We start from the raw sequence: 14700 nt of genomic DNA, 5'->3' as shown, positions 1-14700 counted from the left end.
GCCGTCGCGGCCGACTATGGCGGCTCTGTGAAATTTGCGCGCTCGGCGCCTCTCGGTCGACCCAGGGCGGATCATGCGCGCGCCTCGTCCGCGACGACCAGATGCTGCAGGACCCGCTTTTCGAGCACCAGCAGGGCGCCGGCGTTGTTGGTGCGCATCACCAGCCCGGCGGCGAGGGGCGCGGCGGCCTGGCGCACGGCTTCGGCCAGGCGGACGAAATCGGATCGGGCGCGCCCGCCGACGCCGTGCAGCGCGCAGAGCTGGCGCCAATCCTGGACGAAGCTTTCCAGCAACAGATCAAATCGGCTCATGCGGAGCCGGGCGTCCGACGTATCGACCGCCGTCGTCAGCTCTGCGCGCAAGTCGTCGATCAGCAACTGAACCTCGGCCGCGGGCATGACCGGAAAGCGCTGGTCGCTTTCGGTGAGCAGGCGCGGGGCGGGGTCAGGGTTCCAGGGCATGACCCGCCACTGCGCGCGCGGCGGCGGGCGGTCGCACGCGAACCGCCAGAAGGCGGCGGTGCCGGTGGTGTCCGCGACCAGATGGATGCGATCCGCATCCGAGCCGTTCACCACGTGGTGACGGCGCCAGTTGTCGAAGATCCACGCCTCGCCCGCCGCCATGTGGACGCTCTGTCCGTCACAGTGAAACCGTGGTCTGCGCCCTTTGAAGTGATCCATCCCTTATGTTGGTCTGCGGACCGGAACGGATGGAGCCAAGGATGGCCAGGAAGCGTCACAAGCCCGAAGAGATCATCGCCAAGCTGCGCCAGGTTGAAGTGTTGACCGGGCAAGGCAAATCGATCGCGGAGGCGGTGAAGACGATAGCGGTGACGGAGACGACCTACTTCCGCTGGCGAGCGGAGTTCGGCGGGATGAAGACCGATCAGGTCAAACGGATGAAGGCGCTGGAGCTGGAGAACGCCCGGCTTCGTCGGGCGGTGTCGGACCTGACGCTGGACAAGCTGATCCTGTCGGAGGCGGCGCGGGGAAACTTCTGAGCCCTGCCCGTCGCCGGGCCTGCATCGACAAGGTGCGGACCGAGTTGAAGGTGTCGGAGCGGCGCGCCTGCGCGGTGCTCCGACAGCATCGCTCAACCCAGCGAAAGACGCCGAGGGGCCGCACCGACGAGGCGGCCCTGACGGCGGCCATCACCGCACTGGCGGCGACCTATGGCCGTTACGGCTACCGCCGGATCACGGCGCTGCTGCATCAGGCGGGCTGGTCGGTGAACGCCAAAAGGGTTCAGCGGATCTGGCGACGGGAAGGGCTGAAGGTCCCGCAGAAACAGCCGAAACGCGGCCGGCTCTGGCTCAATGACGGGTCGTGCGTGCGGCTGCGCGCCGAGCGGCCCAACCATGTCTGGTCTTACGACTTCGTCGAGGATCGCACCCAGGACGGCAGGAAGTTCCGCATGCTCTGCGTGATTGATGAGTTCACGCGCGAGGCTCTGGCGATCCGGGTCAAGCGCAGGCTCAACTCCACCGACGTGCTAGAGACCCTGGCGGACCTGATGATACTGCGCGGGCCGCCGGCCTATGTGCGGTCCGACAACGGACCGGAGTTCATCGCCACCACCCTGCGTGAATGGATCGCCGCCGTCGGCTCTCAGACGGCCTACATCGAACCCGGTAGTCCCTGGGAGAACGGCTACTGCGAGAGCTTCAACTCCAAGCTCCGGGATGAACTGCTGAACGGCGAGACCTTCTTCAGTCTGGCCGAGGCTCAGGTGCTGATCGAGGCGTGGCGGCGTCACTTCAACGCCGTGCGACCGCACAGCGCCCTGAAGTACCGACCGCCAGCACCGGAAGCCCTCATCCCTCGCGCCGGAAACATCGTGCCGTGGGCGAGCGCGCCAGCGCTTGAAGGCGCGCGCTCGCCCAACCCAACCATGGCGTCAGGCCCGCCCATGAACTAACATCGAAACCGGATCACCCCATGGGGGCAGACCACGGGCTGATCCGCAAAAGATCGGCAAGAACGAAGGCTCCTATGATCTGGTCGTGGACGCTTTCGAGACCGAGCTGCTCAAGCGCTCGGCCGCGGCGGCCGCAGCGTGATGGAGGAAGCGATGCGACATAGAGCTCCCCCGAGCGGCGTCACTCTCGACGAAACCGACGCCGCCATCGTTAAAGGCATGCTTTCCCGAGGCGACCGCCAGCACGACATCGCCGCCTGGTTTGGCGTCAACGGTGGCCGGATTGGAGAGATCGCGTCTGGAAAGAAGTTCAGAGACATCCCTCCGGCGGCGGCGGATCTGCTTCCGCCCGCGGGCCCTTACCTCAGGCGAGAGGCGGCGGTTATGCGCGAGGCGCTCGAGAAGGCGCGGACAGCGCTTGCGCAGGCCGAGGCCATGCTGCAGCGTAGGTAAGACAGGAACGGGCGGGCTTTGCCCGCCCGTTCCATTGTGGACGCATTTCTGCATCCGGGGGAGAGCTTTGCATCGGAGGGGCGGGAATGCGAACGCCGCCGGCGGCGACAAGGCGTCGGACAGCAAGTTCTGACTCATTGCTGACCTTCGGAAGGTCTGCCCCGAAGCGCGCATCGGAACCTAGAACCAGCCACCAAGGCCCGTTTCGGGAACTCAGACGTAGAACTTGAAGGGCTGCCTTTCCGCATCTTTTGCGGATCCCATAACCAGCACGTCACCGACTTTATCCGCGAACCGAACGGTGACCGGGAGGCTGTCGTTGAAGTTGCAGGCGTTGTAGTTGATTTTCGTCAAACCCATGATGTCGCGGAGCACGCCTTCGATCTTGGGAAAAGCTTCTTTGCTACGCAGAACCGAAACGAACAGCGGATTAGGCGTCTCGGGACCTATGTAGGTATCAAGCTGCGGCGCGTACCCGTTGGTCCAGAGATAAGCGTTCCGGTCATCGAGAACGACGGCCGACCCCCGCAGCACCGGGTAGTCCCCGTCGCGGTAGAGCTTCACGTCGCCGTCGGTTGATTGGATACGGACGCCAACGACGTTCGTGCCCTCCGGCACAGCCGAGGCGAACGCCTCCCATTCCTTGTTGTTGAAGAAGGTGCGCCCGTGGATGAAAATCTCGCGGGGGTTCTCATTGTGCTTCTCGCGATAGGCCGCGATGACCATCTCCATAAGAGATTTGGCTGCCTCGGCGCCAAGATGGAACTCGTAATCGCTGGTCTTCCACGGGCCGTTTGCGCCACGGAAGACGACACCGTCGCCCTCGCTCAAAAACATCTGCGCGGCGCAGCAAACGAAGTCGCGCTTGTCGTTCGGGATGACCTTGTAGACGAGGCCGACATAGCAAACCCCAGGCCGTATCCCGGATAGCTTCCACGGCGGTGATGGCTGGGTTTTATAGTACAAGCCGGTGGCCAGGTTCCACGCGATGGTCGCCGGATCTTGCGTCTTGCGAGTCGGATAGCCCGCCGCGTTCGTAAACTCCTCCGGGGCTAGCGTTGTCTCTCGGAGCATCTGAGTGGTGTGGCCGAGCTTCAAAAACTGCGCCTTCACCTGTCGGTGAAAATCAGGGACATCATCAAAAAAGGCTTCCTCGGCCTGGTCGAGAATGCCGGCGAAGAGCGGAGCGTCGAACCGTTCTTTTTGCCGACCTGCAAACTCTCCCCTCAGTTTTGGAACGCCGGTCCGTTTCGCTTCCGGTTTGCAGCGCTCGAAGATTTCTTCTGGCAGGACGAACACCCAGACATCGATCGCCTGTTCCTCGTCCTTGTCATGACGTTTGACCTTGTCGGCATAGAGCGCGACCGTTTTTGCGACGGCCTCATGCTGGTTCAGCAGGCTCGTCGCGTCGGTGATGTGCGATTTTTCCAGCGAGTAGCAGACGAAATCATCGACCGTGTAGGAGATCGCGAACGCTTCTTCGATGCCCGGGAAGTCGGCCAGGTGGAGCCGGTTGGGTTTGTCCGTTTTACCGGGCGGGGGCACATGGACCCGTCGTTTCAGCTTTTCGGCCCAAGCCTTGAAGTAGCCGATACCGGCGGTCGTGCCGACAATGCCGACACGTATTTCCTTGGCCCGTTTTGGGCGTTGATGTGGACCATAGAGATAAAGGCCGTCCTTCGGGCTCGGACAGGTCTGGCCGTAGGCAAACTCAAGCGGCGGCTCTTCAATGAAGAGTGTGGGCAAGGATTTCTCGGGGAACTTCATTCCACCTCCTCCATCTCTGGACGCGATGCGTAGATGGTGGACTCGTCGGTCTCTTCATCCTCGTCGCCGAGAATGCTCGGTAGGGCGGTCGTCACCGGCATAGTGAAGGGAATGGGCGTTGCATCGAGAGTGAACGACGCATCGGAAGCGACATCTAAGCTGATGAACGCCGATTCGCCGGACATAAGCTCCAGCAGGGCCATCTGCCTGCCGTACCATTGCTTGTTTCGCCAACCCTTGCAGACGCGGCGACGCAGACGGTGCTGCCTCTTCTTGTCGTCAATCGCCGGGCCCGCCTCGCCGTTTGTCTCTTCCGCGAACAAGACCCGCGCCTTCAGCTTCAGATGCGGATAGGGCCAAAAGGCTGGCTGGGCGCTGATACCGTACTGCCAGACATGTCCCTTCGCGATGTTCCGCAGCATGGACGAGCGTTTGTCGCCCTGACGCCCCCAACTAAATTTTTTGCCGACGGGCGCAACGTCTTTTGTGGCGTGGAAGCCGCTCGCCTTTGACCACTTATATTCCAGAAGCCCCAAGGCCTTGCACTTGTTGTTCCACGCCAAGCGCAACATCGACATGACGAAGTTGGACGCTTCGCGGCGATAGAGGCCGTAGTCGTCGATCAGCCCTTCCTGAACAAACTCCATGACGCCGGTTTCAAAAGCCAGGGTGAACCTTCCTGTGCCGCCGAAATGTTCAACCACGTCGAGGCAGTTGGCAAAGGTGAAGAAGCCTTGATTGTAGACTTCCGCCGGATAGCCGAACGTCTTGACGGCGTTGCGCAGAGCGTCCCGGCTAACGACACCGGACGCCTTAAAATACCGAACGAAGGAAGGCCCCTCGACGATGCGTAGCCAGTTGCTGGTCAGCGTCTCGGGTTCATTTTTGACCTCAATGGAAGCGCGCTTTCGATATTGCTCCCAATGCTGGCTGATAGTGGGCCTCTCTGGGTCACAGGGAGCCTGCTGCTTCTCAAGCGTTTCCAGTAGTCGGTTGAGGCCCTCCGCCCAGCGGTCCGAGAAATCGACCCATTGCAACTCGCCTATGCCGAAGACCTTCTTGTAGGGCTCGAGGCGCAGGGGGATGATGAAGTTCGGATCGGCCAACTCGCGAACGAGGTCCGAGGCAATGCCGATTTCCTCCTGAACACCATCCTTATTCAGCGTCACATCGTTGCAGCACAACAGCATCTTGGCCGCCCGATTCTGAAGCGTACCGGTAAGGACCTTGCGCCACCGGTCTCCCGCTTCAAGACAAAGTATGTCTGCGAAGACCTGATAGCCCGCCGCCTCAAGTCGAGGTGCTAGCCAAAGAACAAACTCGTCGTCATTTGGCGTGCCTTTGCTAATAAAGATCACGGTCCGCGAGGATTTCTGTTCAGCCGAATGCATATTCCATGTGCTCAGGTGTTCACCGCCCTATGGGCTAACACGATTTGTCTCGCGAACAAATTGCGAACGAATTTTTTGCGCGGAGCGCTATCGCTTGACCCGCAAATCCACCCTGAGGTTCATCGCAGTCATTTCCTGCGGCTCTGACGGAGCATATCGAGCTCACTCCGGATGTCGCATCTCCGGGCGCTAGAGAATGTCCGCTCTGGCTCATTAGAGACTTGCTCAGGCGAAAACCGTCCACGTTCCGTCGGCTCACGGACCTTGAACAAGCCTAAGGCGTCTTGAACGAGGCAATTAAGCGCAAATTCAAGCGCACCGCCGTTGATAGTCTATTGGTGGGTGACCGCCTGAAGCCCTCAAAAACTTGTGTAAAAACAACATGAGTGGCGGGGCGTACAGGATGAAAATGAGAACTGGGAAATAATAGCATTATCAGGGCGTTACAAAAGAGGCGGAGCTGGATTGCTGACGAAATCCATCAACTGGGTTCTGTCCAATGCGCCAACACCTCTGACCGCCCGGGAGATTGTCGACATCATCGATGCGGAAGGTGATGTTTTCGAGACCGAAGATGCGGTGCTGCAACGGAAACGCGTTGTGCGGCGCATTTATGAGATGACAAAAGCCGGCACGGCGGTCGCTGCAGGATCGGTACGGGGCGAGCGCCGCTGGGCTGCGGTGAAGCTCAACCAGCGCGACGGCACCATCGATGGGCCTCCAACGCGTGTCTGCTTGTCCGACACCGAATGGGAAAAGGTTTGCCCCCTACTCCCCTCGAACGCCAGTGATCCTTCGCGCCAAGCCGCGACACGCGAATTTCTAGGTCACGTGTCACAACAAGTCGCTAGCGCCACGCCATCATTACCTTCTCGAGAGGCCCAACGATTCTTATCCTGGCATGGAATGAAAATCTGGAACCAAGTCGCCACCGCCCTGCCGGACAAGTTTAGTATCCAAGGCTGTAACGATCTTGCAGAGAGGCTCGTTCGCGACCGGTGACCGATCGGCAAGTCACTGGCCCGTCCGGTCGGAGGTCGCCACGGTTGGGAGGCCCCCGCTTAACTATGCAACCGGACTGTGGGCGCTTCGAACATAGTCACCTGTGCGCCGGTGGCCATCGCCGCAGACCGAGATCTGAAGCGCCATCAACAGCGGGGCAGTTAGGTAGACGGGTCGCATGTCCACGCGTGCCCGCCCCCAATTTATGTCCATGCCGTCAAAGAGGGTGGCTAGATCGCCGATGCCACACCGAAGCCAGAGTGAGGGCGGCAAGGGCCCAGCCATCATTGGTCCACGCACCGCCCAGGCTCCGCGAGACAGGTACCGAATGAGGTTTGATTCCCACCGCCCGCCGAGCCCTCGTGAACCACCACTACGCCCCCACATGGGAAGCTCGTGCCGATCGATGTACCGGCGACGGCCCCGCGCTCAGAAGGCGTTCCCAAGCACCGATGAGCCCCTACGATGGTTGGGGGCTTGAAGGCCCAGTTAATCAATAGGACTCGCGGTCGGTTTACATGAAGGCCGCCATTTGACCATACGATAGACCTGTCACCTCCTTGCAGAACTTGCGATACGAGCGACTCGCAACGTATACTGTTTTGAGATTCAGTTTTTTTGTCAGAGCTTGCTGATCTGAAATCTCCTTATATTTGCGCTGTATGGCCTTCTCCACAGCCTCTTTAGCGCCTCTTTTTTGTTCCGGTGAGTTGCAAACATAATTCGCATCCCAATTATACTCGGCGGCGAACGCTTTCAAGTTAGCAAGATCATGCAGAATCCAACTCTCATATTCTCTTACGCAAAAGCTTAACTTTATGGGTTTGCCGAAGAGTTGACTTACACTCTCTGCGCGTCTTCTCAGCGAATCGGCAGCGTCCCTCGGGCAACCATCATCAAGATCGACAGCGATCATGACGCTATCAATGCCCTCTCTCCCCGCCGCCATCTCGACGAAACGCTCCACCTGCCCCGGCAACGCCAAGCGGTGATAACCCCCTGCTTTGATCGGCTTGTTTGCGAACAGGTCCATTCCAAACATAGCGCCGGTTTTAGCAACCAATGTGGGAAACGCGCTTATGTCTCCGGGTCCCTCAACGATCATAGCGATAGACGGCACTTAGAAGAATCCTTCCGAGGTAAGGATCTCCCCGGCAGTGAACAGCTGCCGCTTAATAAGAGACATTTGACGATCACTAACCCTTCCGCATTCGGTGACGCCGTTATTGAAATTAGCCCATATTATAGACTCAGGGGGGAACTGATCTAGCAAGACTGGGCTATGGGTTGTTACAAATACCTGACGGCCCGGACCCGACTTCGACACAAAATCAGCCACAGCATCAGAGATCACCGGGAGCACTCCTGGGTGAACCATCTGCTCCGGTTCCTCCAACGCAATCAGGGCTGGAGCATTAACCTGATATAGAGCCGATAAAATTCCCAAAACCCGCAGTGTTCCGTCCGACACCTGGGACATGTTCAGTTGGTGTTGATCACCCGACGGCTCTCGCACTTGAATGACGGGTACATAATATCCCCCCGCAGATTTAACGAGAATGTCTGTAGATATTGGAAGCACCACTTTCAGGGCGTCTAAAAGGGATTCCTTATTCCGCTTATGCCCACTATTGATCGTCTTGACGATAGAAGCCATATTTGAGCCATCAGGAAGAAGAGACTCTTCCTTTGAGACGATTTGAGGCTGCCTGAGCGTGTTTGGGTATATCGAGTATGGCACGAAATCCTTAATTTCGGCGAGCAATTCCCCGAATAGAAGTGATTCAAAACCGCGATACGAGCCCACAATACTTGTGGCCAGAAGATCTGTTGGCGCAAGCGGATACGGTGAATAATCTTTTACCCGATTTGTGTACTCATCTACGTCCGTACTGTATTCAACCTTCCCGGTTTTCAGCCTTCTATAGGAAGAGGTAAATGTTCTTGGCTCCTCGTCATTTATTGACACGCCAAAAGGATGGAATCCTTGCCAATGAGCCTCTTCCTCACCTACGGAGAAAACGCCCCCCCTTCCAGATTCAATGGTTACCTTTAATCTTCCGCTACCCGACCGATTGCGAATATGAAGCTCAATAGTGACATGATATGGTCGAGTTCTAGACCATTGGCGAACACTCTCGATACCATGCCGGCGAGTTATGGCTGTATCCAGATCTTCTGATAAACAGTCGGATATGAAAGATATAGCGTCAACGACGTTGCTTTTTCCAACACCATTCATGCCGACAATGACGTTCACATCTGTGAAATCAACGTGTGCCTCGGCTATACTCTTGTAGTGGTAGATGTCTGCGTGAATTATCAAATGCGCACCTCATCATCCTCGCCCGGACACCCCTGATCTACCCGGGACCGGCGGCCTCCATCCGTAGCTACCATTCACTCCAAGCGCCACGCTGAAGATTGGATTACGGCCCGCAATACCTCCAATGATTGCGGAAAGCACAGCCGTTCCGTACGCCAGCGCTGTTGCGGGTCCAGCCAAGTGGCTCCATCCCCCCCCCACTCTAAGAGCGGTCGTTCATGAAGGCCACTATCGTGCCGTCTCCACTCGGTCGAATGGTCAACGGGTTCCATCTAGGCGCGCTTCAATCGTCTCAACGAAAACCAGTTCCGCCGGATCGATCTGACCATCCGCGTCAACCATGCGTCTCAGCGATCGCCTAAGAAGCCGCCCGTCTTCTGGTCTGACGCGAGACAGTGAATTGAAGAAACTGGCGTAATCGGGCGTCAGTAGAGATAGGCGGCCTCGCAACAGGTCTTCGTCCAAGGCGCCGTCTTCGTAACGATCGAACACATGGATCAGCAGTTGGTCTTGTTCGTCAGGGTCAAACCGACCATCCGCCGCTCCAACGACGGTTAGGATCGTGAGATCATCAGCACAAAGGCGGATGGCGCGATCCTCATGGCTCTCGGCGATGGCCAGCAGAGGATGACTTAGGAAGAAGGAGGTCGGGTCGCCGTGGACCTGGCCGGTCGAGACATCGAAGACCTCGAGCACCCTGTCCAAGGAAAAGCGGCGCGCGCGTTGGCGCAGGTGGCAGAAGCACAGCAGCAGCGGACCCGAGGGACCTGTCTCGATCTTGCGGACCGTGACGATTCGTTGCGACACGTTTCCGGCCGCATCCTCGTAGACTAAATGGAAGACGATAGGAGCAGTCTCCGCCATGTCGGTGGCGCACGCCATTTCGGCGCTGTCATCGGTGCCGGCGACAGACGCTTTCCCGCCCACATTCAGGAACCGGGTCGCGGCGGCCTGTGTCCCCAGTGCCGCCTTGACGGTCACGAAGTGATCAAGGCTTACCCAACTCATGCCGGGACCTTCCGCACGATCAGGCCGCCCTTGATCGTCACGACGCCAGTGTCTTCGAGACGGCTGACGCCGGCTTGAAGAACTTCCTTCAACTGAGCGCTGGTGGCCGAGAAACCGAAGGCCCTCGACGCAGCCTGGACGAGATCATCACGGCCGGCGCCGTAGTTGGCGTCGATGATCGTCAGGAGCATTTGATCGATCTCTGCCGGCGGCAGGGCTTCGGGCTTACGCAGCGACTGCGACGTCACCATCGATCGATCCCGGCCGACAACAGCATGGTCGGGCATCGCGTAGAAAGGGCCGCCCACGATCAAGCCGTGCTGGGAAGCCGCCTTTGCGGCCCGTTCAACAGCCGCGCGGATGCGAGACCCTGCCCGGCCCAAGCCCCAGAGGATACGGATGCGCGCGATGATCTCGTCCAGATGGACGGGCCCTTCGGCTTCGACGACCTTGACGACATAGGCGGCCATCTGGGCGAGCGACGTCTCGTGCGGTTCAACCTCGCGGTTCACAGGGAAATCGGCCTCGACATACAGATTGCGGTCCGACACAAACGTCGACCCAGCCTCCATCACCGCCGTGACGACCTCGTAGTCATCAACTCGTTCCGCCTCGAAGGAGACCGGCACGGCGCGGGCAGGCTTGTAGCCGTCTTCGTCACGCGCAGCCCACTCGGCTCTGGCGGCGGCGATGGCGTCCTCGATCTTCTTCAGTTCGGCCTGTGGACGGAGATACCAGTCTGCGCTCCAGACCCGATGGATGATCCAGCCGTGGGCTTCCAAGACTTGCTGACGTAGGCGATCGCGGTCGCGCGCTGATCGCGACGAATGGAACTGGGCTCCATCGCACTCGATACCGAGGGTGAACCGGCCCGGCTTGTCTGGGTCCGACACGGCGAGATCGACTCGGAAGCCGGACGCGCCGATCTGGCGCTTGACGTCGTAGCCCAGGCCTTGGAGCCGCTCGCAAACTTGGATTTCGAATTCGCTGTCGAAATCCTCGCCGGTGACTTCGCCGAGACCGAAGTGGCCGGTCTCGGCGAATGTCAGGAACAGCTTGAGAGCCGTGACGCCCCTGGCCCTGGACCGTTCGAGGTCGATGTCGGCGCCGGTGAAGTTGCAGAAGACCTCGCACCGCAGCTTCGCCCGCGAGATCAGGACGTTCAGACGCCGCTCACCGCCTTCGCCGCTCAGAGGGCCGAAGGCGTGGGCCAGATACCCGGTCTCCGTCTTGCCGTAGCCCACCGAGATGAAGATGACGTCGCGCTCGTCCCCCTGAATGTTCTCTAGGTTCTTGACGAAGAAGGGCTCGTTGGACGCGCCGCTGAAGAAGTCCTCGACGTCAGGGTTGGCTCGGCGCAACAGTTCCAGTTCTTTCAGGATCGCCTGCCGCTGCGCGACCGAAAAGGTGGCGACGCCCAAGGTCTGCTCCGGGCTTGTCCGGGCGTGGTGGATGACCGCCTCGGCGACGGCCTTGGCTTCCTTGGGGTTCGTCCGTGTGCCGCCCCTATCGTAGGCGGTGTCCTTCATCAGGTTGAACTTCAGCCCCATGCCGGCGACGGCGTCATAGGGGCTGGGCACGATGAACAGCTTGTTCTCGTAGAACTCGCGATTGGAGACGGCGATCAGGGACTGGTGTTTGGAACGGTAGTGCCAACTCAGCATCCGGTGTGGGACGCCCTTGGCCAGGCAAAGTTCAAGGATGCTTTCAGCGTCCTTGGCCTGGATGGTGATCCCGTCGTCGGTTTCCTCGGGGTCTTCCTCGCCTGTCAGCTTCTTGAAGAAGGCGGTCGGCGGCAACTGGCGCTCGTCGCCGACGACGACGATCTGGTTGACGCGAGCGATGGCGCCCAGGGAGTCGACAGGCTCGATCTGGCTGGCTTCGTCCATGACCAGAAGGTCGAACTGGATGCCGCCCGGCTTCAGGAATTGGGCGACCGACAGCGGGCTCATCATGAAGACGGGCTTGAGTTGCTGAATCGCAGGTCCGGCCTGGTCCAGCAGGACGCGGATGGGTTTATGGCCTCTCCTTTTAGCCATCTCCGCGTTGAGGACGCCGAGCGGTCCTATGCCGCTGGCTCCGCGCGGACGTCCTTCGGCGTGTGCGGCGACGATCTGTTCCTGGGCGAGACCGATGCGGGCCTTATCGAGCTGCCGGAACGAGGCCACCTGATTGTTGTGGCCATCGCCATCGAAGGCGCGCAGTTCGGGCCACGCCGTGAAGAGCGTGACGCGCAGGACTTCCGCGTAGGCGCGCTCGAAGGCCGGGCCGAGCGTCTTGTGGTCGAGTTGACCATCGTGCAGTCCATCGACCAGGCTGCTGGCGCCGAGATCGCTCAGGGCTCTGGCGCGTGATGCGAAGGCGATGAAGCGGCTGATGCCTTCAAGGTCCTCAAGCCATTCCCTCAGACGGCTGGCGAGAACATCGAGCGCGATGGCGGATGTGGTGCTGACCCCGAAGGCGCGTTTGAGATCGAGATCGAGATCAGCGACGATCGCGTCCAAGCGCGTTTCCAGGTCCGGCAGAACCTTTGACAGGCCAACCCGCGCTTTCTCAATCCCCGTCGTATCATCGACTTCCGACAACCGCGCCCAGACGGCCTGCGGCAGGGCTTCGTGGATGCGACGCCAGGCCAGGATGCCTTCGAGTTGCCCCCAGTCCGATCGCTCTCCCTTCCAAGCCGAGCCGAAGGCGGCTCCGGCCGGCTCGGCGGCAATGAAGGAAGCCTTTGCGGTTTGGGCAGCCGTTATGCGGTCAACCAGCGCGATCCGCTCGGCAGGAGTCTTGGGCAGGGGCGCGGTCAGGTAGGATCGAAGAAGCGCGATCTGGGCTCGATAGTCGCTGTCAAGGAAGCGGAACAGGCCGGTGCCCTTGGTGACGATCGCGGTGCGGATGGCGCCGAAATGGGCGGCTTGACCGGTCTGGTTGAATGCCTGCTCGGCGTTCGCCCACGCGGCTACATAGGCGCGCCCAGCTTCAATCAAGCGCTGGAGGGCGTCTGGGTCGTTCCATGTGGTCGACGTCAGCTCCTGACGATCGAGCCCCGATGGCAGAGGCGTTACCGAGAGACACGCCATTGAACGCTTCAGATCGGCCACCGACTTAGGCGCTTCGGCGCCCAGAACCTCAACGCTGATGGCGGCGTGTTGCTCGGCCTCGGCCTTTGTGGTCCCCAGCGTCCGAATGCGATCCCCGAGCGCCTGACGTTCGACTGGGTCTATGGCGTCCCGGCGCACACCGCGCCACACATTCGCCGGCACAGGACCCAGAGCACGAGATCGTTCAGCCACATCAGCGATGACCTCGCGCCGTGCGGCGACGTCCGCTCGGTCCCACAGGTCCGCACCATTTAGGACATAGCCGGCGGGCGCAGTGGATTCCTGGGAGCGGGCCAGCAGTCCCAAGATCGTCTGGGGTGTCAGGCCGCTGGGCTTCAAAGGCTCGTGCAAGCGCTTGGCGAATGCGTTGAGAGCGCCGCTCGCCTCGCCCAGTTTGTCGATGACGCTCAGGTCCCCCCGCGCCGGCCTGTGCTGAGCGTCGCGCGTCCGCTTCAGTTCTTCCAGGACGGTGCGCTTGTTGACCTTGTTGGAGTGGAGTTCGAGCGTCAGCGGGCCGAGTCCGACCTGCTTGAGACGTCGGTGGACGACATCCAGAGCCGCCATCTTCTCGGCGACGAACAGGACCTTCTTCCCGCGCGCCACGGCGGCGGCGATGATGTTGGTGATGGTCTGCGACTTGCCCGTGCCGGGCGGCCCCTTGACCACCAAGGACCGTCCGCCGGCGGCCTCGGCGATGACCACCGTCTGCGAACTGTCGGCGTCGACAACGTGATGGAGTTCGAGCGGCTTGATAATGTCGTCGATGGCGTCGTGCTCGCCGACGAGAGGAGCGCTCTCCGGGAAGCCGTCGCGCAGCAGGGCGCCGATCATCTCGCGGCTGTCGATGCCGGCTTCGGCGGGCCAGTTGTCTGGGTCGAGATCCCGATACATCAGAAACTTTGAGAAAGAGAAGAAGCCCAGCACCATGGCGTCGGGCAGAACCTCCCAGCGCTTGTGGCTGGACACCGTCTCCGCGATGCGGGCGCAATATCCCGTCAGATCGACCTCGTCCTCGTCCTTGAAGTCCTCGATCGTCAGCGCGAACTCGGCCTTCATCTTGGCTTGAAGCGTCAGATTCGGGGACGGCGGTTCGTCGCGCCAGCGCAGCTTGAACTTGTCGGCCGCGCTGGTGCGTTCCAGCTTCACGGGCAAAAGGACCAAGGGCGCATGCCGGGCGATGTCGGACGTGTCGCTGTCGAACCAGCGCAGCAGGCCGATGGCCAAGTAGAGGATGTTGACGCCCTGCTCCTGCTCCAGCGTTTGGGCGTCATACCAGACGTCGAACAGCCGCTTCTGCAGGCCCTCCGAGGTCAGTCGGGTCTGGAGGCGCATATCCGTGTGCCTACCCGCGACACCACGCTCATCGAGCGAATCATCATCGGGCTGGGGGATGCCACCCGTGACATCATCGTCGGGATCGAGTTCGGCCCGGTCAGCCTCACTCAATTGCACGCCGGGGACGAAGCTCAGCGCCTTGTTCGAGGTCAGCAGCCGGAAGACCTCGACGGCCTTTTCGTCCACGATCTCGATGGCCCTGTTGTTCTTCGTACGCAGCGGCGTGTTCAGCAGCCGGTTGCGGGTCGACAAATCGAGAAGCGCGTTCCGCTCCTTCATCAGCCGATCACGAATTGAAATCACGGCGTCGCCGTCCGCCATATTATCCTCCCCCGAGGGCATCCGGTGCGATCCTACAAGCAGCTCTGTGACGTTGGCGAGTCGCCTGGGGGATGTAGCCGCG

General features: G+C 60.4%; 10 protein-coding genes. 3 read left to right on the top strand and 7 right to left on the bottom strand.

Annotated elements, in window-relative coordinates:
• Window positions 1-71: 71 nt before the first annotated feature.
• Window positions 72-623: a hypothetical protein gene (locus M8231_RS02975; protein WP_348521884.1), complete on the bottom strand. Its 552-nt coding sequence runs from the start codon at window positions 621-623 to the stop codon at window positions 72-74.
• 98 nt (window positions 624-721) lie between these two features.
• Here M8231_RS02975 and M8231_RS02970 point away from each other — a divergent pair.
• Window positions 722-1917, top strand: a protein-coding gene (locus M8231_RS02970) for an IS3 family transposase (RefSeq protein WP_250201343.1) whose coding sequence is annotated in 2 segments (ribosomal slippage) — window positions 722-992 and window positions 992-1917 — 1197 coding nt in all. Because the reading frame shifts where the segments join, the coding sequence is not laid out codon by codon here.
• A gap of 153 nt (window positions 1918-2070) precedes the next feature.
• Window positions 2071-2370 (top strand): hypothetical protein, encoded by a 300-nt coding sequence (locus tag M8231_RS02965; protein ID WP_250202222.1) that lies wholly within the window; start codon window positions 2071-2073, stop codon window positions 2368-2370.
• A gap of 213 nt (window positions 2371-2583) precedes the next feature.
• Here M8231_RS02965 and M8231_RS02960 read toward each other — a convergent pair whose 3' ends face one another.
• Window positions 2584-4137, bottom strand: coding sequence for an argonaute/piwi family protein (locus tag M8231_RS02960; RefSeq protein WP_250202221.1), 1554 nt, complete (start codon window positions 4135-4137; stop codon window positions 2584-2586).
• On the bottom strand, window positions 4134-5528 hold the full coding sequence (locus M8231_RS02955) for a toll/interleukin-1 receptor domain-containing protein (RefSeq protein ID WP_250202220.1): 1395 nt from the start codon (window positions 5526-5528) through the stop codon (window positions 4134-4136). The genes M8231_RS02960 and M8231_RS02955 overlap by 4 nt, the downstream gene beginning before the upstream one ends.
• Before the next feature lie 465 nt (window positions 5529-5993).
• On the opposite strand from M8231_RS02955, the gene M8231_RS02950 reads away from it, so the two are divergent.
• The gene (locus tag M8231_RS02950; protein ID WP_250202219.1) at window positions 5994-6530 is read left to right on the top strand and encodes a hypothetical protein; all 537 of its coding nucleotides are present in this window, start codon (window positions 5994-5996) and stop codon (window positions 6528-6530) included.
• A 514-nt stretch (window positions 6531-7044) separates the two neighbouring features.
• Here the strand turns inward: M8231_RS02950 and M8231_RS02945 are convergent.
• From M8231_RS02945 to M8231_RS02930, 4 genes are all read right to left on the bottom strand, one after another.
• Window positions 7045-7650 carry a DUF4276 family protein gene (locus tag M8231_RS02945; protein WP_250202218.1) on the bottom strand — a complete coding sequence of 202 codons (606 nt, stop codon included), beginning with the start codon at window positions 7648-7650 and terminating at the stop codon, window positions 7045-7047.
• The gene (locus M8231_RS02940; RefSeq protein ID WP_250202217.1) at window positions 7651-8856 is read right to left on the bottom strand and encodes an AAA family ATPase; all 1206 of its coding nucleotides are present in this window, start codon (window positions 8854-8856) and stop codon (window positions 7651-7653) included.
• Between the two features lie 258 nt (window positions 8857-9114).
• The gene (locus M8231_RS02935) at window positions 9115-9837 is read right to left on the bottom strand and encodes a transcriptional regulator (protein WP_250202216.1); all 723 of its coding nucleotides are present in this window, start codon (window positions 9835-9837) and stop codon (window positions 9115-9117) included.
• 23 nt (window positions 9838-9860) lie between these two features.
• Entirely contained in the window at window positions 9861-14618 is a 4758-nt protein-coding gene (locus M8231_RS02930; RefSeq protein ID WP_250202215.1) for a DUF3320 domain-containing protein, read from the bottom strand.
• Window positions 14619-14700 lie beyond the last annotated feature (82 nt).

It is taken from the genome of Brevundimonas albigilva (assembly GCF_023573565.1).
Taxonomy (GTDB): domain Bacteria; phylum Pseudomonadota; class Alphaproteobacteria; order Caulobacterales; family Caulobacteraceae; genus Brevundimonas; species Brevundimonas albigilva.
The sequence above is the reverse complement of the archived record's forward strand: the minus strand, read 5'-3'. Positions and strand labels throughout refer to the sequence as shown.

Bases quoted from the DNA above. Each gene is read 5' to 3' on its own strand.
- M8231_RS02975 (WP_348521884.1), bottom strand. From the start codon at position 623: ATGGCGGCGGGCGAGGCGTGGATCTTCGACAACTGGCGCCGTCACCAC.
- M8231_RS02930 (WP_250202215.1), bottom strand. From the start codon at position 14,618: ATGGCGGACGGCGACGCCGTGATTTCAATTCGTGATCGGCTGATGAAG.
- M8231_RS02955 (WP_250202220.1), bottom strand. From the start codon at position 5,528: ATGCATTCGGCTGAACAGAAATCCTCGCGGACCGTGATCTTTATTAGC.
- M8231_RS02965 (WP_250202222.1), top strand. From the start codon at position 2,071: ATGCGACATAGAGCTCCCCCGAGCGGCGTCACTCTCGACGAAACCGAC.
- M8231_RS02960 (WP_250202221.1), bottom strand. From the start codon at position 4,137: ATGAAGTTCCCCGAGAAATCCTTGCCCACACTCTTCATTGAAGAGCCG.